Annotated in this window: 18 protein-coding genes and 1 other RNA gene; 17 read left to right on the top strand and 2 right to left on the bottom strand. The window is 61.2% G+C overall.

The window, feature by feature from the left end; translation table 11 throughout:
* Positions 1-93: 93 nt before the first annotated feature.
* A complete protein-coding gene (locus VEZ38_RS10380; RefSeq protein ID WP_324893287.1) occupies positions 94-936 on the bottom strand; it encodes an AraC family transcriptional regulator in 843 nt (280 codons plus the stop codon).
* Between the two features lie 124 nt (positions 937-1,060).
* Here VEZ38_RS10380 and VEZ38_RS10375 point away from each other — a divergent pair, with 124 nt between their 5' ends.
* From VEZ38_RS10375 to argS, 3 genes are all read left to right on the top strand, one after another.
* The gene (locus VEZ38_RS10375) at positions 1,061-3,088 is read left to right on the top strand and encodes a beta-galactosidase (protein ID WP_324893286.1); all 2,028 of its coding nucleotides are present in this window, start codon (positions 1,061-1,063) and stop codon (positions 3,086-3,088) included.
* A 139-nt stretch (positions 3,089-3,227) separates the two neighbouring features.
* Positions 3,228-3,653 (top strand): DUF1934 domain-containing protein, encoded by a 426-nt coding sequence (locus VEZ38_RS10370; protein WP_324893285.1) that lies wholly within the window; start codon positions 3,228-3,230, stop codon positions 3,651-3,653.
* Positions 3,650-5,326 carry an arginine--tRNA ligase gene (gene argS / locus VEZ38_RS10365; protein WP_324893284.1) on the top strand — a complete coding sequence of 559 codons (1,677 nt, stop codon included), beginning with the start codon at positions 3,650-3,652 and terminating at the stop codon, positions 5,324-5,326. Before VEZ38_RS10370 ends, argS begins: the two co-directional genes overlap by 4 nt.
* Positions 5,327-5,344: 18 nt before the next feature.
* On the opposite strand, the gene VEZ38_RS10360 is transcribed toward argS, so the two are convergent.
* The gene (locus VEZ38_RS10360; RefSeq protein ID WP_324893283.1) at positions 5,345-6,493 is read right to left on the bottom strand and encodes a S8 family peptidase; all 1,149 of its coding nucleotides are present in this window, start codon (positions 6,491-6,493) and stop codon (positions 5,345-5,347) included.
* A 447-nt stretch (positions 6,494-6,940) separates the two neighbouring features.
* Between VEZ38_RS10360 and rpoE the strand changes: the two genes are divergently transcribed.
* The 14 genes from rpoE to recR all read left to right on the top strand — a co-directional run bounded on the left by rpoE (position 6,941) and on the right by recR (position 20,412).
* A complete protein-coding gene (gene rpoE / locus VEZ38_RS10355) occupies positions 6,941-7,453 on the top strand; it encodes a DNA-directed RNA polymerase subunit delta (protein WP_324893289.1) in 513 nt (170 codons plus the stop codon).
* A 216-nt stretch (positions 7,454-7,669) separates the two neighbouring features.
* Positions 7,670-9,271 (top strand): CTP synthase, encoded by a 1,602-nt coding sequence (locus VEZ38_RS10350; RefSeq protein ID WP_324893282.1) that lies wholly within the window; start codon positions 7,670-7,672, stop codon positions 9,269-9,271.
* A 208-nt stretch (positions 9,272-9,479) separates the two neighbouring features.
* Entirely contained in the window at positions 9,480-9,869 is a 390-nt protein-coding gene (locus tag VEZ38_RS10345; RefSeq protein ID WP_324893281.1) for a response regulator, read from the top strand.
* A 139-nt stretch (positions 9,870-10,008) separates the two neighbouring features.
* Entirely contained in the window at positions 10,009-10,863 is an 855-nt protein-coding gene (fba, locus tag VEZ38_RS10340; RefSeq protein WP_324893280.1) for a class II fructose-1,6-bisphosphate aldolase, read from the top strand.
* Between the two features lie 158 nt (positions 10,864-11,021).
* Positions 11,022-12,281: a UDP-N-acetylglucosamine 1-carboxyvinyltransferase gene (locus VEZ38_RS10335; RefSeq protein ID WP_324893279.1), complete on the top strand. Its 1,260-nt coding sequence runs from the start codon at positions 11,022-11,024 to the stop codon at positions 12,279-12,281.
* An 81-nt stretch (positions 12,282-12,362) separates the two neighbouring features.
* Positions 12,363-13,727 carry a transcription termination factor Rho gene (rho, locus tag VEZ38_RS10330; RefSeq protein WP_324893278.1) on the top strand — a complete coding sequence of 455 codons (1,365 nt, stop codon included), beginning with the start codon at positions 12,363-12,365 and terminating at the stop codon, positions 13,725-13,727.
* 34 nt (positions 13,728-13,761) lie between these two features.
* A complete protein-coding gene (locus VEZ38_RS10325) occupies positions 13,762-15,009 on the top strand; it encodes a radical SAM protein (RefSeq protein WP_324893277.1) in 1,248 nt (415 codons plus the stop codon).
* Between the two features lie 128 nt (positions 15,010-15,137).
* Entirely contained in the window at positions 15,138-15,335 is a 198-nt protein-coding gene (rpmE, locus tag VEZ38_RS10320) for a 50S ribosomal protein L31 (RefSeq protein WP_324893276.1), read from the top strand.
* Positions 15,336-15,398: 63 nt separating this feature from the next.
* Entirely contained in the window at positions 15,399-15,785 is a 387-nt protein-coding gene (locus tag VEZ38_RS10315) for a hypothetical protein (RefSeq protein ID WP_324893275.1), read from the top strand.
* Positions 15,786-15,852: 67 nt separating this feature from the next.
* Positions 15,853-15,951: signal recognition particle sRNA small type (gene ffs, locus VEZ38_RS10310), an RNA gene on the top strand.
* 241 nt (positions 15,952-16,192) lie between these two features.
* Positions 16,193-17,542 carry an ATP-binding protein gene (locus tag VEZ38_RS10305; protein WP_324893274.1) on the top strand — a complete coding sequence of 450 codons (1,350 nt, stop codon included), beginning with the start codon at positions 16,193-16,195 and terminating at the stop codon, positions 17,540-17,542.
* An 83-nt stretch (positions 17,543-17,625) separates the two neighbouring features.
* Positions 17,626-19,410, top strand: a complete 1,785-nt coding sequence (gene dnaX, locus VEZ38_RS10300) for a DNA polymerase III subunit gamma/tau (protein WP_324893273.1) — start codon at positions 17,626-17,628, stop codon at positions 19,408-19,410.
* A 68-nt stretch (positions 19,411-19,478) separates the two neighbouring features.
* Positions 19,479-19,799, top strand: a complete 321-nt coding sequence (locus VEZ38_RS10295; protein WP_324893288.1) for a YbaB/EbfC family nucleoid-associated protein — start codon at positions 19,479-19,481, stop codon at positions 19,797-19,799.
* A 13-nt stretch (positions 19,800-19,812) separates the two neighbouring features.
* A complete protein-coding gene (recR, locus tag VEZ38_RS10290) occupies positions 19,813-20,412 on the top strand; it encodes a recombination mediator RecR (protein WP_324893272.1) in 600 nt (199 codons plus the stop codon).
* The last annotated feature ends 169 nt before the right edge of the window (positions 20,413-20,581 follow it).

Here is a 20,581-nt window from a genome sequence, read left to right as displayed (position 1 = left end):
GCTCGGGTTTTTGAAATAAGGCTTGCGCGAAGCCCCGATTCCCGATGTGGGAGCCGGGGCTTCTTTGCGCGCGCGAGCATTGCGGGCGCCGCTTCAACCCAAGAACTGCCGGCGGAACTCCGTCGGCGTCAGCCCCTCTTGCTGCTTAAACAGCTTGATGAAATAACTCGTGTGCTCGTACCCGACGCGCCGTCCGACCTCTGCGACCGGCAGCGCGCCGTCCGCGAGCAGCAGCTCCTTCGCCCGGCGCAGCCGGTGCTTCGTAACGTATTCGAACGGCCGCATGCCGAGGGAGCGCCGAAACAACGCGCACGCGTACTGCGGCGTGACGTCGAGCGCCCCCGCGAGGTCTTCCAGCGTCAAAGCCTCCGCGTACCGGTCCTCGATAAGACGCAGCATCGGCGCGATGCTTTGGAGACGCTGCTGCCGGGAGCCGCCGGCTTTGAACGACGCCTGCTTGGCGAGCTCGAGCAGCAGCGGGTAAAGCACCGCCGAGCCCTCGTAGCCGCGGAACGGGTCGCCGCCGCGCAGGACGTCCGCCGCCCGCTCCAGCCGAAGCCGCAGCGCCTCCGGGTCGGACACCGTATAAACGCCGGACTCGAGCAGCTGCAGCTGCTCGAGCACGTCCGGCACGACGCCGCCCTGGAACGTCACCCAACAGACGCTCCAAGGCTCTTGCACGGCATAATACCGGTGCGGCACGCCGGCGTAAAGCAGCATACCCTGGCCTTCGGAGACGTCCGCCGCTCCGGGCGCCGACCCTCCCAGTTCGAGCCGCCCTTGGCCGCGGACGCATTGAATCCACTGGTACGAAAAATAGCCGTCCGGCCGGTCGATCCGCTCTTGATTCGTCCAGCCGCCGGCGCTCGTCAAATACATCGGCAACTGCAGCTCTAAATCCGTCAAGACCGGAAAAACGTTCTGGTCCAGCATCATCCTTTTCCCCATCCCGAACATCCGTTTAATATCCTTATACTATCAAGAAAATTGTGAGATTGATACCGCCATCGGCGAGGATTATGATACGCATATAATCATACTCCGAGCGAAGGATGTGCGGATGAAGACCATGTATCGACAAAGCAGCATGTGGTTCGGCGGCGACTATAACCCGGAACAATGGCCGGAGGACGTATGGGCGGAAGATATGCGCCTGATGAAGAAGGCAGGGGTCAATCTAGTCAGCATCGCGATTTTCAGCTGGGCGAAGCTGCAGCCGACGGAGACGACGTACGAATTCGGCTGGCTCGATCGGCTGATGGACTTGCTGCACGAGCACGGCATTCGGGCGGACCTCGCGACGGCGACGGCGAGCCCGCCCGCCTGGATGGCGAAGCACTACCCGGAGTCGCTCGCGGTAGACGAGAACGGCGTCCGTTACGGCTTCGGGTCCCGACAGCACTATAATCCGAACAGCCCGGTATACCGTAAGTTTGCGTCGGAGCTCGTCCGGCGGCTCGCGGAGCGCTACAAGAATCATCCTGCGCTCGAGATGTGGCACGTGAACAATGAATACGCCTGCCATGTGCAAGCGGATTACAGCGAAATCACCGAGCGGAAATTCCGCGAGTGGCTGAAGGCGCGCTACGGTACGATCGAGGAGCTGAACGACCGGTGGGGGACGGCCTTTTGGAGTCAGCGGTACGCGGAGTGGGACGAGGTGCCGCTGCCGCGGCGGACGCCGACGTTCCCGAATCCGGGCCAGTCGCTAGACTACAATCGGTTTATGAATGATTGCATCCTAGAGCTGTACTTAATGGAAAAGGAAATCCTCAACGCCGCGACGCCGAACGTTCCGGTGATGACCAATTTCATGGGCGCTTTCCGGCCGCTCGATTATTGGAAGTGGGCGCCGCATCTCGACGTCGTCACCTGGGACAGCTATCCGGACCCGCACGAGGGGCGCCCGATCGATGCGGCGATGCAGCATGATTTAATGCGCAGCCTGCGCGGCGGACAGCCGTTTCTCTTGATGGAGCAGGTGACGGGGCAGGTGAACTGGCGCCCGCGGAACGCGCTGAAGAAGCCCGGCGTCATGCGCCTGTGGAGCTACCAGACGATAGCGCGCGGCGGCGACGGCATCTTGTTTTTCCAATGGCGGCAGTCTCGCGCCGGCGCGGAGAAGTGGCATAGCGCCATGGTGACGCACACCGGCGACGAGCACAGCCGCATCTACCGCGAGGTGGAGGCGCTCGGGAACGAGCTGAAGGCGCTCGGCGGCGTCGTGGGCTCCCGGGTGGAGGCGCAGGCGGCCATCGTCTTCGATTGGGAAAACTGGTGGGCGATCCGGCTGCCGTCCAAGCCGAACGCGGACGTGGTCTATTTGGAGCAGGTCCAACGCGTCTATCGGGCGCTGCACGCCAAAAATTTCGGCGTCGACTTCGTGCGCCCGACCGATGACTTAAGCGCCTATCGATTGGTCGTCGCGCCGACGCTCTACATGACGACGCTCGAAGCGGCGGCGAACCTGACGGGGTATGTCGAGCGGGGGGGCACGCTGCTCATGACGTTCTTCAGCGGTCTAGTCGACGAGAACGACCGCGTGCATCTCGGCGGGTACCCGGCGCCGCTCCGCAAACTGCTGGGTCTAACGGTCGAAGAGTTCGACGCTATGGCGGCGGGCGCAACGAACCGGATCCGGTCGACCGGCGCGAAGGACTGGCTGCGGGGCGAGTGGTCCGCCGAGCTGTGGGCGGACGTTATCCGCCTCGAGGGCGCGGAGGCGCTGGCGACGTTCGCGGACGACTTCTACGCCGGCGGCGCGGCGGCGACGGCGCACGCCTTCGGGCAAGGCCGCGCGTATTACGTCGGCACGTTCGCCGAGCAGCCGTTCCTCGACGCGCTCGTCGCGGGCATCGCCGGGGAGATCGGCCTGCGGCCGGCGATCGAGGCGCCGGAAGGCGTGGAGACGTCGGTGCGCGCGGGCGCCGGCGGACGGTACGCGTTCTTGCTGAATCACGCCGGGACAAGCGCGAGCGTCCGTCTCCCCGAAGGGCGCTTCAAGGACGCGTTGACCGGCGCCGCGTACGGCACGGGCGACGAAATCGCGCTCGATCCGAACGGCGTCGCGATTTTGAAGTGGGAGTAACTATAGAGCCGACGCGGGGGCTATCCTAAAGTCGTTAGACTTGGGACGGCCTTTTTCCCGTTGCCTGCCGCTTCCGCTCCGCCTCTCCTTCGGCGGGCTCGGTTGCAAATAGGAGAATCGTTGGAGTACACTGGAAACCATGAATGAACACAAACGGAACGTCCGCGTCCGGCTGACCACCGTGAACGACGGGCAACAGACGGTCGTCGATACGGACGGCGAAGCGTATTTGCGCGGAGGTCACACGTATATTCGATATCGGGAGCCGTCCGCCGATCTCGCGGGCGTCACGACGACGGTGAAGCTCGGCGCCGGCGGCATCGCCGTCTTGCGGCAAGGCGCGGTGCGCGCGGAGCAGCGGTTCGTGCCGGGGGGCGTCGCCGTAGGCTATTACGAGACGGCGCAAGGCGCGTTCCCGCTCGAGACGCGCACGGGAGCCGTCGACGTTCGCTTCGAGGGCTTCGTCGGGCGCGCGGCTTGGGACTACGAGCTGTGGGTCGGCGGCGCGGAAGCGGGACGATTCGAGGCGAACTTGGACGTGCAGGAGGCGGAGGGTACAAGATGAATGCATTAGAGCTGCAAAAACAAAAGGTGACCGAGGCGCTGCAACAGGCGGCCGTGAGAGCGGGACTCGTGCCGGAGAGCGAGCTGCCGGCGATTACGCTCGAGGTGCCGAAGGAGAAGGCGCACGGCGATCTGGCGACGAACTTCGCGATGCAGATGACGAAGCAGGCGAAGAAGCCGCCGCGGGCGATCGCCGAAGCGCTGCTCGCGGCGCTCGACGGCGGCGCGGCCGGCATCGAGCGCGCCGAGATCGCGGGACCCGGCTTCATTAATTTGTTTATGGATAAGTCGTACTTGCGCGGCGTCGTCCTCGAGGCGATCCGTCAGGGCGACGATTACGGCCGCACGAACACCGGCGGAGGAGCGAGGGTGCAGGTCGAGTTCGTCAGCGCGAACCCTACGGGCAGCCTTCACCTCGGCCACGCCCGCGGCGCGGCCGTCGGGGACGCGCTGTGCAACGTGCTCGACTTCGCCGGTTACCGGGTCGAACGAGAATACTATATCAACGATGCGGGCAATCAGATCGCGAATCTCGCCTATTCGATCGAGGCGCGCTACAAGCAGGCGCTTGGGCTGGACGCGGCGATGCCCGAAGACGGCTATCACGGCGAAGACATCGTCGCGTTCGGCCGGGAGCTCGCCGAGGCGCGGGGCGACGCGCTGCTGTCGCTGCCGGACGCCGAGCGGTTCGCGTTCTTCCGCCAATACGGGCTCGAGCGGGAGCTCGACAAAATTAAGCGGGATCTCGAACGGTTCCGCGTCCGGTTCGATCACTGGTTCAGCGAGACGTCGATCTACGCGAACGGCCTGATCGAGCCGACGCTCGCGAAGCTGCGGGAGAACGGGCATATTTTCGAGCACGAGGGCGCGACGTGGCTGCGGACGACGCCGTTCGGCGACGATAAGGACCGCGTGCTCGTCAAGAACGACGGTTCGTTCACGTACCTTCTTCCCGATATCGCGTACCATTTAAATAAATACGCGCGGGGCTACGACCGGATGATCAACATCTGGGGCGCCGATCACCATGGCTACGTTCCGCGAATGAAGGCGGCGATGGAGGCGCTCGGGGAAGACCCCGCCAAGCTGACGGTGCTCATCGCGCAGATGGTGAGCTTGTACCAAGGCGGCGAGAAGGTCAAGATGTCGAAGCGAACCGGCAAGGCGGTCACGATGGAGGACCTGATGGACGAAGTCGGCGTGGACGCGACGCGGTATTTCTTCGCGATGCGCAGCACCGACTCGCACCTCGACTTCGATATGGATCTTGCCGTGTCGCAATCGAACGAAAACCCGGTGTACTACGTGCAGTACGCGCACGCGCGCATCTGCAGCGTCTTCCGCCAGGCGGAGGAGAAGGGCGTCGCCGTGCCGGCTTCGGCCGACGGGCTCGATCTGGCGCCGCTTGCCTCCGAGGCGGCATACGACCTGCTTCGCAAGATCGGCGAGTTTCCGGCGGAGGTCGCCGAGGCGGCCGAGTCGATGGCGCCGCACCGCATCGTCCGGTACGTCTTCGAATTGGCGTCCCAGTTCCACAGCTTCTATAAGGCGGAGCGGGTGCTCACCGAGGACGAGACCGAGACGCGCGCGAAGCTGGCGCTCTTCCGGGCGCTCCAGGCGACGTTCGTCAACGCTTTGCGCTTGATCGGCGTACACGCGCCGGAGCGGATGTAAGCGCGGCAGGCGCGCGCCCTACAGCTGCAAGTGCCGGAAGGCGCGCACCGCATCGAGGCGGCCCGGGACCCGGGCCGTCTTTCGTTTGAGCTTAAGCGGCAGCTGCCCGGCAAGAATCGTCCGCTTCGCCTGCGGCGGCGTCAAGCCGGGACGGGCCGACATGGCGAGCGCGAGCACGCCGGTCACGTGCGCGGTCGCCATCGACGTGCCGTTCATCTCGTGGTACCGTCCCCGCGGCCACGTCGACAAGACGTTCTCGCCCGGGGCGAACACGTCGATGCGGCGTCCGCGGTTGGAGAACGAGGCGATGCCGCCGCTGGCGTCGATCGCGCCGACGCTGATCGTCTGCGGGAACCGGGCCGGATAATCGATGAAGCCCCGTCGGCCGTCGTTGCCGGCCGAAGCGACGATGATGACGCCGGCTCGCCGCGCGTTGCGAACCGCCTGCAGCATCGACTCGCTTCGCTGCTTCATGCCGAAGCTCATGTTAATGATGTGCACACCTTGCTGCACGCACCACTCGATGCCCTTCACGATGTCCGATACGTAGGCGGAGCCTTGGTGATCGAACGCCTTCACGGGCAGCAGCTCGGCGCGGGGCGCGATGCCCGTCATCGCGTGTCGGCCCGCCGCGGCGATCGTGCCGGCGATGTGCGTGCCGTGTCCGTTGTCGTCGAACGGCAACGTCCGCGGATTTACCAGGTTAATGCCCCGAGACAAGGAGGTCTGCAAGTCCGGATGGTAGAAGTCGACGCCCGTGTCGATGACGCCGATCCGCACCCGTTCGCCGAGCGAACGCTTCCAAACGGCGGGCACCCGCAGCGATCGAATGCCGGCGGGCACGAACGGCCGGCGCGCGCGCTCCGGCGGCGCGGACGAGGACGGCAAGGCGTGCACGGACACCGCCGAATCCTCCTCCGCGACGACGAGGCCGGCGAACTTGCGCAGGAACGCCGGGTCCAAGTCCCCCCGGCACGAGAACGCGCGGATGAGCGGCAGCGGTCGTACGGCTTGCAGGCGCGTATAAGTTTTCTTCGTTTGCTGGATCGCCTTCGCGATGCGCTGGTAATCAACGGCGTTCGCCACGCGCAAGATGATCCGCTTCGTCCCCCGTCGCGGGCGGGAGAGCGATCGATGCAACATGCTCACAAAGACGAAAGATTCCATGAACGACCCCCCCAACGATGATGCGCGCTCCGGATGAGACCCGAGGAATGCCACATTGTATGAGCGAGGAACGCCGGAGGGATGAGCGTTCGCCGTTTTTTTCGGAAATGGGCGAGAACACGTGGCGTCTTGCGGCGAGCGACATACAATAGAAGGGAGATGAGACACTCTCTTGTTTCCATCCGGGCCGGCGAAGCGCCCCGCAACGTCGGAAAAAAGCGGATACAGTCACGGCGAAGGGAGACCTTCGCCTCCGCCGGGCTTGCGCGTCGGACGAGTTGCATTTTTCTAAAAAATAGGTTTTACTAAGATGTGAAAATGGAAAGGGTAGCAGTATACATATTCTCTCCGCCCGGGACCGAGCGAGGCGAGGAGACCGAAAGGGTTGTGCATACCGTGAGCGAGTACAAGCTGAAGTTCACGCCCGACCAAGCGAAGGAAATTCCGATGGTCGACGTGGCGTTCGAAATTTTAAAGGCGGCCAATACGCCGTTTTACTACAGGGATTTAATGCGGGAAATCGCGAAGTTCAAGGGCTTGTCCGAGGAAGAGGCGAAGGACGTCATCGCCCAGGTGTACACGGAAATTAACATCGACGGCCGCTTCGCGTGCGTCGGACAAAATCTGTGGGGCCTAAAGCGTTGGTATCCGGTCGAGAAGGGCGACGAAGCCGTCACGGGCGGCGCCAAGCGTCCGCGCATTATTAACGACGAGGACGACGACGACGACGATTTGTACGCGGAGGAAGAAGAGGAAACCTACGACGCCGAGGAAGGCGAGGACTTCGACGCGCTGGACGAAGACCGCGACGACTTCGTCGAAGAGGAAGAAGAGGAAGTCGACGAGGAGCTGGAGGACGAGGAGGACGTCGAGGAGGACGCCGTGCTCGAAGAGGACGACGCCGCCGAGGATGACGAGGAAGCGGAAGACTTCGAGGACTTCGACGACGACGACAAGTAAGAGGGGGGGACCCCCCTCTTACTTGTCGTCGTCGGAGCTTCGCCGGCCCGAGGCATGTATTGACACGCCTTCTCCGGCACGGTACACTATCTTTTGGGCTACAGCCGGATATATTGGAAACGATAAAGTGCCCCGTCGCGGCGGGTGTCACTTTTTCTTGTTTTTATCACGAAAAATCGCCTCGGGAGAGGTTGCGTCTTAGGAGGAATCAGCGTCATGACGAAGTATATTTTCGTAACCGGAGGTGTCGTGTCTTCCCTGGGGAAGGGCATCACGGCGGCGTCGCTCGGTCGACTGCTCAAGAACCGGGGATTGAAGGTCACGATCCAAAAGTTCGACCCTTACATTAACGTCGATCCGGGGACGATGAGTCCGTATCAGCACGGCGAGGTGTTCGTTACGGACGACGGCGCGGAAACCGACCTCGACCTCGGCCACTACGAGCGCTTCATCGACATCAACCTGAGCAAAAACAACAACGTCACCACCGGCAAAATTTACTCCTCCGTCATTACCAAAGAGCGCCGCGGCGAATATTTGGGCGGCACCGTGCAGGTCATTCCGCACATCACGAACGAAATCAAGGAGCGGATCATGCGCGCGGGCCGCGAGACGCAGCCGGACGTCGTTATCACGGAAATCGGGGGCACCGTCGGCGATATCGAGAGCTTGCCGTTCCTCGAGGCGATCCGTCAGATGAAGAACGATATCGGGCGTCAGAACGTCATGTACATTCACGTTACGCTCATTCCTTATTTGAAGGCGGCCGGCGAGGTGAAGACGAAGCCGACGCAGCACAGCGTCAAGGAGCTGCGCAGCATCGGCATTCAGCCGCAAGTCATCGTCTGCCGGACGGAGCATCCGCTCGCGGACGATATGAAGCGCAAGATCGCGCAGTTCTGCGACGTCGATTCCGACGCGGTCGTCGAGTGCATCGACGCCGAGACGCTGTACGAGGTGCCGCTCATGCTGCAGGCGCAGCGTCTGGACGACATCGTGCTTCGCCATCTGGGCATCGACGTGCCGGCGGCGGACATGACGGAATGGCAGGATCTCGTGCGCCGCGTGAAGTCGTTGACGCACCAGACCGAGATCGCCATCGTCGGCAAATACGTCGCCCTGCACGACGCGTATTTGTCGATCGTCGAAGCGCTCGGCCATGCGGGCATCGACGCCAACACCGAGGTAAACATCCGTTGGGTGAACGCCGAAGAGGTGTATGACCACAACGTGGACGAGCTGTTGTCCGGCGTGCACGGCATCCTCGTCCCGGGCGGCTTCGGCGACCGCGGCATCGAAGGCAAGATCGCGGCGATCCGCTACGCGCGCGAGAAGCGGATCCCGTTCTTCGGCATCTGCCTCGGCATGCAGGTCGCGGTGATCGAATACGCGAGGAACGTGCTCGGGCTTCGCGGCGCGAACTCGTCGGAAATTCATGCGGCGACGCCGTACCCGGTCATCGACCTGCTGCCGGAACAGAAAGATATCGAAAACCTCGGCGGCACGATGCGGCTCGGCTTGTACCCTTGCAAGCTGGACGAGTCTTCGCTGGCGGCGCGCTGCTATAACGATGAGCTCGTCTACGAGCGCCACCGCCATCGGTACGAGTTCAACAACGCGTATCGGGATCGGATGGAGGCGGCGGGCCTTCGGTTTACCGGCACGTCTCCGGACGGGCGGCTCGTCGAAATCGTCGAGCTGCCGGACCATCCGTGGTTCCTTGCCGTTCAATTCCACCCGGAATTTACGTCCCGGCCGAACCGGCCGCAGCCGTTGTTCCGCGAATTCGTCAGCGCGGCGCTGCGGCTCCAACAATAGTGTTTTTTGCGGAAAAAGGTTGCCTCCTAGCGGAATTTGTCGCTTGGTGGCGACTTTTTTTATTTGTCAATGATTATATCTATTTTCCAGCGTTTTTTTTATGTTTGCGAGAAGGATTACGGGTTTCGGTCGCGAAATAGTTAGGGAAACGTTCAGTTGTCCACCCTTTGTATAGGGTTTCTTTTGGGGGACGGGAGGAGGAGTCATCATGAACAACGATAAAGTACTCATCGTTGACGATCAGAATGGAATTCGCGTGCTGCTCACGGAGGTGTTCAGCAGCGAAGGGTACAGGACGTTCCAAGCATCCAACGGGAAGCTGGCGCTGGACATCGTGCGTAACGATAAGCCGGACCTCGTGTTGCTCGATATGAAAATTCCCGGCATGGACGGGCTGGAAATTTTAAAGCATATCAAGAAGATCGACGCGAGCATTAAGGTCATCATGATGACCGCCTACGGCGAACTCGATATGATTAAGGAAGCTACGGAGAACGGCGCGCTCATGCACTTCACGAAGCCGTTCGATATCGACGAGCTTCGCACGGCGGTGAACGCGGAGCTGCGCGGCGGCTCGTCTCGGTTCGCGCTGTCGTAAAAAAGCGCGCCGGATACTCCTTAATACCATTCAGGACGCGATTGTGTTATAATTTGCTTCGGGTCGCGTCCGGCGGACAAGTATTTCGTGTTTTAGGGCACGGCCTCGAATAGGAGTTACATATAGGGAGGTTATACTTGTGCCGTTAGTTTCAATGAACGAGTTTTTACCGAAGGCGAAAGCGAACAAGTTCGCCGTCGGCCAATTCAACATGAACAACTTGGAGTTTGCGAAGGCCATTACGGAAGCCGCCATGGCGGAGAAGTCCCCGTTTATCTTCGGCGTTAGCGAAGGCGCGTTGAAATATATGGGCATCGAATATACGGTCGCGATCGCGGAAGCCGCCGCAAAGCAATCGGGTCTGCCGATCGCGTTGCACCTTGACCACGGCAGCACGTTCGAAGTCGCAATGAAGTGTATCCGCGCAGGCTTCTCTTCCGTCATGTTCGACGGCTCGCATCATTCGTTCGAGGAAAATATCCGACTGACGAAGGAAGTCGTCAAGGCGGCGCGCGCGATGGGCGTCTCCGTCGAGGGCGAGCTCGGCACGATCGGCGGCGTCGAGGACGACATCAGCGTCGACGAAGCGGATGCCGCGCTGGCGAAGCCGGAAGAAGCGATTCGCTTCTACGAAGAGACCGGCGTCGATTGCGTCGCGATTGCGGTCGGAACGGCGCATGGCATGTATAAAGGCGAAGTGAAAATTCGTTACGATATTATCGAAGAAGTCGCGAAGGCGATTCCGGTGCCGATCGTGCTGCACGGCGGCTCGGGCGTGCCGGACGAAGCGATCCGATTGTCCATCGCGGCGGGCGTCGGCAAGATCAACGTCAACACCGAAAATCAAGTCGCATGCACCGACGCGATTCGCGAAGTGCTGAACAAGGACGCGAAGGTCTACGATCCGCGCAAATACCTCACGCCCGCGAAGAACGCGATGGTCGAGGTCGTACGTTCGAAGATTCAATTGTTCGGCAGCAGCAACCAGGCGTAATTCGATTCGATACGTCAGGCGAAGAGCGGGGAAACTCATTCGACGAACATTCATGGCGCCGAGTGGTTTCCCTGTTCCTTTTTTTCCAACCGAAACCGGATTCGCCTCGGCCGACGGGCCGGGAGACGGTTTTATGCGAGCAGGGGGAACTGTGACGAATGACGCAAAAGCTCATGATCGCCGGCGGACGGCCGCTGCGCGGTACGGTAACGATCAGCGGGGCCAAGAATAGCGCGGTCGCCCTTATTCCGGCGGCGCTGTTGGCGGAGACGACGGTCGTATTGGACAACTTGCCGGATATTAGCGACGTCGCCATCTACGCCGAGCTGCTGGAAGAGCTGGGCGCGAAGGTCAGTTACCGGGACGGTCAAATGACGATCGATCCGACGAATCTCCGCTCGAAGCCGCTGCCCAACGGCAACGTCAAGAAGCTTCGAGCCTCTTATTATTTGATGGGCGCCTTGTTAGGGCGGTTCGGCGAAGCGCTGATTGGCATGCCGGGGGGCTGCAACTTCGAGCCGCGCCCGATCGATCAGCATATGAAAGGATTCGAGGCGCTCGGCGCGACGGTCACGAACGAGCACGGTTCCGTGCACATCCGGTCGACGTCGCTTCGCGGCGCGAAAATTTATTTGGACGTCGCCAGCGTCGGCGCGACCATTAACATTATGTTGGCCGCCTCGCGAGCGAGCGGCATTACCACGATCGAAAATGCGGCCAAAGAGCCTGAAATTATAGATGTCGCAACGCTGCTCAGTTCCATGGGCGCGAAAATCAAAGGCGCGGGCACCGAGACGATCCGCATCGAAGGCATGAAGGAGCTGCATGGCTGCCGCCATTCGATTATTCCGGACCGCATTCAAGCCGGCACGTACATGATCGCCGCGGCGGCGACGACGGGCGACGTGCTCGTCGACAACGTCATCCCGAAGCATATGGAGGCGCTCACCGCCAAGCTGCAGGAGATGGGCGCGCACGTGTACGAGATGGACGAAGCGATCCGCGTCGTCGGGCAGCCGGAATACGCCCAGATCGATGTGAAGGCGCTCGTCTATCCGGGCTTCGCTACGGATTTGCAATCGCCGATGACAAGCCTGCTGACGCGCGCGAACGGCGTCAGTATTTTAACGGACTATGTCTACAGCAGCCGATTTAAGCACGTTCCGGAGCTGCAGCGCATGGGCGCGAACATTCGGGTCGAAGGGCGGTCGGCGATTATTCAGAAGAGTACGCTGAACGGAGCGAAGGTGCGCGCGACCGATCTGCGCGCGGGCGCGTCCTTGTTTATCGCGGGCCTGATGGTTCCCGGCGGCGGCGTGACCGAGGTGGCCGGCTTCGAATATATCCGGCGCGGCTACGACATGTTAACGGACAACTTAACGCGGCTCGGCGCCGAGGTGTGGCTGGAAGACGAATAGAACCTCGGGATTCCGTCGATAACTGGTAGATAGATTGAAATCGAACGTTTATTTATATAAGAGAGATGTGGTGTTTGATCGATGGATCTTACTTTAGCCGATTTAGAGGCGATGAAGTTAACGGATTTATATAAGCTCGCCAAGACGTATCAGATTCCTTATTACGGGCAGCTCAAGAAGAAAGAGTTAATCTTCGCGATTTTGCGGGCGCAAGCCGAGAAGTCCGGGCTCATGTTTATGCAAGGCGTATTGGAAATTTTGCCAGAGGGCTTCGGGTTTTTGCGGCCGATCAATTACTTGCCCAGCTCGGAGGACATCTACATCTCCGCTTCGCAAATCCGAAAGTTCGACTTGCGCTCAGGCGACCTCGTGTCCGGCAAGTGCCGTCCCCCGAAGGAAAGCGAGCGGTACTTCGGCTTGCTGCACGTGACCGCGGTCAACGGCGAAGATCCGGACACGGCGTCCGAACGGCTGCACTTCCCCGCGCTTACCCCTCTGTATCCGCAGGAAAAGATCGTCTTGGAAACCGCTCCTAACGAAGTCTCCACCCGTCTGATGGATTTGTTCACGCCGGTCGGCCTCGGCCAGCGGGGGTTGATCGTCGCTCCGCCGAAAGCGGGCAAGACGCTGCTGCTGAAGAAAATCGCGAACAGCATTTCCAAGAACTACCCGGACATCAAGCTGTTTATTTTGCTGATCGACGAGCGTCCGGAGGAAGTGACGGACATGCAGCGATCGGTCGACGCGGAGGTCGTCTCCTCGACGTTCGACGAGGTGCCGGAAAATCATATCAAGGTCGCGGAGCTCGTCCTGGAGCGCGCGCTTCGTCTCGTGGAGCATAAGAAGGATGTCGTCATTCTGCTCGACAGCATTACGCGCCTCGCGAGGGCATACAACCTTGTCATTCCGCCTTCGGGCCGGACGCTCTCCGGCGGCGTCGATCCGGCCGCCTTCCATCGGCCGAAACGCTTCTTCGGCGCGGCGCGCAACGTGGAGGAGGGCGGCAGCCTCACGATTCTCGCCACCGCGCTCGTCGAGACGGGGTCCCGGATGGACGATGTCATCTACGAGGAATTTAAGGGCACCGGCAACATGGAGCTGCATCTCGATCGAAAGCTCGCCGAGCGGCGCGTCTTCCCGGCGATCGACATTCGCCGCTCGGGCACGCGCCGCGAGGAGGTTCTCCTCACGAAGGAGGAGCTCGACAAGGTGTGGGCGATCCGAAAGTCGATGCAGGACACGCACGAGTATACGGAGGCGCTGCTGAAGAAGCTCGCGGATACGAAGACGAACGAAGAATTCCTCAGCACGATCGAAATCAAACGCGGGGGCGCCTCGAGCTCCGGCTCGGCGGTTTCCGGCGGGGGCGCTTCAACCGGCGGCGCGCGGACCGGCGGAGGCGAACGCAAGCCGCGGACGGGCGTGAGCGCGCAGCCGCGGGCGTAACGCATTTTCCGAATATAAAGAAGGAGTGGTTCCCATGCAATTGGTCTACGCGGACGCGTCGGGCAATGTTTTCGATCACCCCGATTACGTCGCGCTCGGACGCGGTGGGGACGTGATTACGGAGATTTTGGAGGACGAGCTCATTCCGCTCCCCGAGGGGGCGACGCTCGTCTCGCTGCCCGGCACGCGCCCCGTCGCGGCGCACGCGGCTTCGGGCGAGATGGCGCGGCTCGACGAGGGGGACGTCTTCGCGGTGGGGGCGCTGCTGCCGCAGGGCTACACGCGGCTGCTGCTTCCTAGTTACGTAAAGCGCCCCGGCGCGGAGCCGCTGCCGCTGTTCGGCTATTCCGCGGTCGTCTGGAAGGACGGCGGCTTCTACGTCGCCGCTCGGCAGTCGGACGATCCGGAGAAATGGAATCCGGCGAACTGCGACGTGGACGCGTTGGAAGCGAGCGTGAAACGTCTGACGGCGGCGTATCCCGAAAATCGGCTGTATCAGCATCTGTCCCATTGCGCGCTCGGCTACGAATGCCTCACGGCTTCGAACACGTTCCTGCAGCGTTGGGAAGGCGCGGTTCCGGTTTCGTTCTCTTGCAACGCGGGCTGTTTCGGCTGCATCTCGGAGCAGCCGGACGACAGCGGGTTCCCGGCGCCGCAAACCCGGCTCAAGTTTAAGCCGACCGTCGACGAGGTCGTCGAAATTATGCTGGAGCATCTTCGGACGCCCGAAAGCATTATCTCGTTCGGCCAAGGCTGCGAAGGCGAGCCGGCGACGCAGGCGCCGACGATCATCGAAGCGATCAAGCGAGTGCGGGCGAAGACGAGTCTCGGCTACATCAACATCAACACGAACGCGGGGCTTACCGATCACATCCGCGGCATCGTGGACGCAGGGCTCGACTTGATGCGCGTCAGCACGATCAGCGCGCTCGACGAGCATTACAATGCGTACTATAAGCCGCGCGGCTACACGCTCGCGAACGTCGAGAAGTCGCTCGTCTATGCGGAGAGCAAGGGCGTCTATACGTCGATCAACTACTTGATCTTCCCCGGCGTGACCGATCGGGAGGAAGAGCTGGAAGCGATGATCGAGTTCGCTCGGCGCACGAAGCTAAAGCTCATCCAGCTGCGCAACCTGAATATCGATCCGGAAAGCTACCTGGCGCTCATTCCGAAGGCGCAGGGGGAGCTTCTCGGCATGAAGCAGGCGATCGAAATTTTGGAGGCGGAGCTGCCGGACGTACGAATCGGTTCGTATACGCATGTGCCGGTAAAGTCGTAATCCTGCGCGTTACTTCCGGGGTGGGATTCGATCTTGCGTTCGGTCTTACCGCGTGATATAATCACATTTGCTATGAATTTTACTCTGGATTCGACGAGAGATCCAGGGCGGAAAGAGGGGAATCCCATATGAAAACTGCGATCCAACCGAAATATAATGTGACGACGGCGACTTGCGCTTGCGGCAATACATTCGAGACCGGTTCCGTAAAACAGAACTTGCGCGTCGAAATTTGCTCCAATTGCCACCCGTTCTTCACCGGGAAGCAGAAGTTCATGGATGTCGGCGGGCGCGTCGACAAGTTCAAGAAGAAATACGGTATCTAATCATTACCAAGCATATGAGGGCGCCTCGGCCGGGTACGATAACGGCAGGAGGTGCCTTTTTCTATGGGCCGTTATGTAAGGAGCGCGCGGTTCCCGATCGCGGGACTCGTCGCTTTGCTGCTGCTCTCCGGATGCGGCAGCGAGCCTAGGCAGATGGAAGCTAACCGTTATGCGGACGACGGCTATATGGGGATGAGCAATTCGAACCCGAATTTTCGCATGAACCCGACGCACCACAATTATACGAAGGACCGGCAATTGATGCGGCAAGCGCTGCGCGAGATGGATTTGGACAAGCGTTCGACGATTCTGATCAGCGGGGCCGTAGCTACGGTCACGATTCATCTGGAGGACTTGACGCCTCAAGAGGCGGCGGCGATTCGTTCGGACGCTTACTTGCTGCTGAAGGGGAACGTACCTCGGTACGATTACCGTATTCGGTTCGATTAACTCGTTGGGAACGGTAATGTTTGGACAGCCTTGCTATTGTCCGTACGGATGGGGTATACTAAAGGTCGGTCGGGTCCCTCGCAATGGGTGCCTATGAACCCGGTCAGGTCCGGAAGGAAGCAGCCGTAAGTAGGAAGTCTCATGTGCCGGGGTGTACCTGGCCTCCTTCTTTTTCAAAGCATAACACCTTGTATCGGTCACATCGCGTGCGCCGGCAAGGTGTTTTTTCGTGCTTCGGGGAGGAAAAGGGCGCGCCGAAGGCGAAGATAACTACGACCGAATTGCATGGACGCGAAGGAACGGACGCGTCGGAAGGCGGTGGTGTCGGGATGTCCAGTTATAAACAATGGACGCTACATACATTGAATCGGAAGGATGAATTTACGCGGATTTTTGATGGGTCGTTTATGATTCTGGATCGGGACGGCTTCGTCGTATTCGTGCAGGACGAGATCGCTTCGGCCCTCGGCATGCGGGCCGAAGAGATGGTCGGCCGGCCGGTCGCCGACTTTTTTGTACGGCCGGCCGGGCTCGCGGACTTGCTGGAAGAAGCCGGCCGGACGGAGCGTCCCGCGGTCGCGGCGGCGAGGCGCCACGGCGGCGGCGAGTTCGTCTCCGAATACGCGATTTTTCGCGTAGAGGGAGAAGGCGAGGCCTACTACGTCTTGTCCTTCGTCCCGTTGAACGGCGAGGCGAAGCTGAGTTTGCTGCAGCGGTTCGCCGGCGCCTTCCTGAAGGACGTCAATTTGGGCGTGCTGTTGATCAACCCGAGCTTCGAGCTCGTCGAAATCAGCGATACGGCTTGCCGGGTGCTTGGCGTGCGGCGGGAAGAGGCGATCGGCAGGCCGATGGACGAGCTGTTCGCGAAAATTCCGATGCAGCACCGGTTCGTGCAGCCGACGCTGCTCGAGGGCATGGTCGTGAAAAACCACGCGATTTCTTGGACGAACGACCGCGAACGCTTCGAGCTTATCATGGATACGAGCTTGCTGCGCGACGGGAAGGGGCGCGTGGTCGGCGCGTACGTGATGTTCAAAGACGTCTCGAATTTGCGCTCGCTCGAACAGCAGGTGCAGCGGAGCGATCGGTTGGCCATGATCGGACAGATCGCCGCCGGCACCGCGCATGAAATCCGTAATCCGCTCACGTCGATTAAGGGGTTCCTGCAGGTGCTCAAGAAGTCGCTGCGCGACCAGGGTATGGAGAAGGAGTATGGCTATACGGAGCTGATGCTCAGCGAAATCAATCGGATCAACGAGCTCGTCAGCGAATTTCTGCTGCTCAGCAAGCCGAAGCATACGACGCTGACGCGCATCGACGTATCGACGGTGATTCGAGAAATTTTGCCGATCATTAACAACGAGGCGATCCTGCACGGCGTATCGGTCGAATATCAGGCCGCGCTGGACCTCCCGCACATTATCGCGGACCGCGAGCTGCTGAAGCAGGTGTTCATTAACCTGTGCAAGAACGGCATCGAGGCGATGGGCGCCGACGGCGGCACGCTGACGATCGCGGAGAAGCTGGACGAGGAGGAGCGGCAGCTGAACGTATACGTGCAAGATACCGGGCCGGGGATCCCGGCGTTCCTGATCGATAAGATATTCGATCCGTTCTTTACGACGAAGGAAGAAGGCACCGGGCTCGGTTTGTCCGTCTGCCAGCGTATCGTGCATGATATCGGCGGCACGCTGCGGGTGTCTTCGAAGGGATACGGGACGATCTTCGTCGTCTCGATTCCGTATCCGAAGGATTGACCGCCGCGGCGCCGTCCGCGGCTGTTCCGACGTCGGCCGAACTGGTATAATAAGAAGGATCATGAGCAGCGAAGGGGAAGCGTATGGCTCGCATGGCGTTATACCGCGCATGGCGGTCGCAGACGTTCGAGGACGTCATCGGACAACAGCATATTACGCAGACGCTCCAAAACTCGATCCGAGAGCAACGGCTGTCGCACGCGTATTTGTTTAACGGCCCGCGAGGGACGGGGAAGACGAGCACGGCCAAAATATTGGCGAAGGCGGTCAACTGCGAGCGGGGGCCGTCCGCGGAGCCTTGCAACGAATGCGACGCATGCCGCCGCATTACGTCCGGAGGCTGCATCGACGTCAGCGAGTTCGACGCCGCGTCGAACCGGGGCGTCGAGGAAATCCGCGATATTCGGGATAAGGTGAAATACGCGCCGACCGAGGTTCGATACAAGGTTTATATTATCGACGAGGTACACATGCTGACGACGGAGGCGTTCAACGCGCTGTTGAAGACGCTCGAGGAGCCTCCGGAGCATGTGTTGTTCATACTGGCGACGACGGAGCCGCATAAGGTGCCGGCGACGATTCATTCGCGATGCCAGCGGTTCGACTTCCGGCGCATTACGCCGGTGGAGCAGGCAGCTCGCATGCGCCGCATCTGCGAGGCCGAGGGCATCGAGGCGGATGAGGACGCCCTCGCGTTGATCGCGCGGCTGTCCGACGGCGGCATGCGCGACGCGCTCAGCCTGCTCGATCAGGCGACGTCGTACACGGGCAACCGGGTAACGGCGGACGGCGTGCTCGCGATGACCGGCGGCGTCGCCGGGGAGCAGTACGGCGCTTTGGCGGACGCGGTGCTTCGGCAGGATGTCGGGTTCGTGCTCGATTTCGTCGACCGGCTGATGCGCGAAGGCAAGAGCGCGGATAAGTGCCTGGAGGGATTCTTGTCCCATCTGCGCGACTTGCTGTTGGTGAAGCTTGTGCCGGGCTCCAGCGCCGTAACGGACCGGCTCGCGCCCGCGGAGCGGGAGCGGCTGTCGGCCGGGGCGGCGGCGTTCGCGAACGAGCGGTTGTTCGAAATGATCGACACCGTGAACGGCTACCTCGGCGAGATGAAGTATGCCGCTCAGCCGCAGACGATGCTCGAGGTGGCGCTGCTGAAGCTGTGCGTACCGGCTGCGGCGTCCGCGGCCCCGGCTGCGGGAGCTTCGACGGCCGGGGCGGGCGCGTCGGCGTCCGGGCCGGCCGTCGAGTTGAGCGGCTTTGCCGCCGAGCTGAGGCGGCTCGCGGCCCGCGTCGAGCGGCTGGAGTCGCGCCCCGTCGCCGCGGCCGCCCCCGACGCGCCGGGCGGCGGCGCCGCGGCGTCCGCTCCGGCGGCGCCGAAGCCGGCGGCAGCGCCCGCGCCGCGGACGATGTCCTCGAGCGCGATGAAGCCGTTCCTCGCTTCGCGGGGCACGGAGCCGTATCAGCTTGTGCTGCGCGAGTGGCCGACCGTGATGCAGCGGGTGAAGGAGCGGCGCGTGCAAGTGTCCGCTTGGCTGCAAAACGGGGAGCCGGTTTCGGCAACCGAGGACGTCGTCTTGGTCGCGTTCAAGAATACGATCCACCGGGAGACGACGGAGAAGCCCAGCAACAAGGAAATTATCGAAGCGGTCATCTCGGAGACGTTCGGCCGCCCGTACCGCATGGCGACGGTCATGCTCAAGGAGTGGCAGGCCGCCGAGGAGACGGCCGCCGGTACGGTCGCGGCGCCCGAAGTGCTCGAGCTGACGCCGGACGACGGCGCGGACGGGGACGGGAAGAAGTATAAGGAAGATTGGATTAACGAAGCGATCGACGTGTTCGGCGAACACCTGGTCGTGGTGAAGGAGTAGCCTTTTCTCAATTCAAATACGTAATCGAGGAGCTGGAACCAATGATGCGAGGCGGAATGCGCGGCGGGATGGGCGGCGGCGGCAATATGAACCAAATGATGAAGCAAGTAAAGAAGATGCAGGAGCAAATGCTGAAGGCGCAAGAGGAGCTCGCGACCAAGACGGTCGAAGGGACGGCGGGCGGCGGCGTCGTGACGGTCGTCGTGAACGGGCAGAAGAGCGTGCTGTCCGTGACGATCAAGCCGGAGGCGGTCGATCCGGACGACGTGGAGATGCTGCAGGACCTCGTGCTCACGGCGGTCAACGACGCGCTCGCGAAGGCGGAGGAGCTTGCAAATCAAGATATGGGCAAATTCACGGGCGGCATGAACATCCCGGGATTGTTCTAAGGAGTCGTTTTCTTTGTTTTATCCGGAACCGATCGCGAAACTTATCGATTCATTCAGCCGGTTGCCGGGCGTCGGTCCGAAAACGGCGGCTCGTTTAGCGTTCTATGTGTTACGCATGAAGGAAGAGGATGTCGTCAACTTCGCCAAGGCGCTCGTGAACGTGAAGCGGAACTTGTTGTACTGCTCGGTTTGCTGCAACATTACGGATACGGACCCTTGCCGCGTCTGTTCGGACAAGAACCGGGACCGTTCCGTCATTTGCGTCGTGCAGGAAGCAAGGGACCTCGTAGCGATGGAGCGCACGAAGGAGTTCCATGGCATGTATCACGTGCTGCAGGGCGCGATTTCGCCGATGGAGGGCATCGGGCCCGACGACATCCGCGTCGCGGAGCTGCTTCGCCGGCTGGCCGACGACGAGGTGCAGGAGCTCATCCTCGCCACGAACCCGAATATCGAAGGCGAGGCGACGGCGATGTATTTGTCCCGGCTCGTGAAGCCGTTCCAGATTAAGGTGACGCGCATCGCGCACGGGCTGCCCGTCGGCGGCGATCTGGAATACGCGGACGAGGTGACGCTGTCGAAGGCGCTGGAAGGCCGCAGAGAATTAATGTAAGAATTTATATTGAAAATGCCCCAAACACCTGAAGTGCACCCCTTATAGTGGACATTGGATAAACACCCTGTGTTTAAAACCGATGAATACTATAGGGGGTGCTTCTCGTTATGGCAAAAAAGGGACAGAAGTTTGAATCGTATAGCTTTGAGTTGAAGAAGCAAGCCAT

Origin of the sequence: Paenibacillus sp., assembly GCF_035645235.1 — a bacterium.
Classification (GTDB): domain Bacteria; phylum Bacillota; class Bacilli; order Paenibacillales; family YIM-B00363; genus Paenibacillus_AE.
This window is presented reverse-complemented; position numbering and strand designations above follow the sequence as displayed.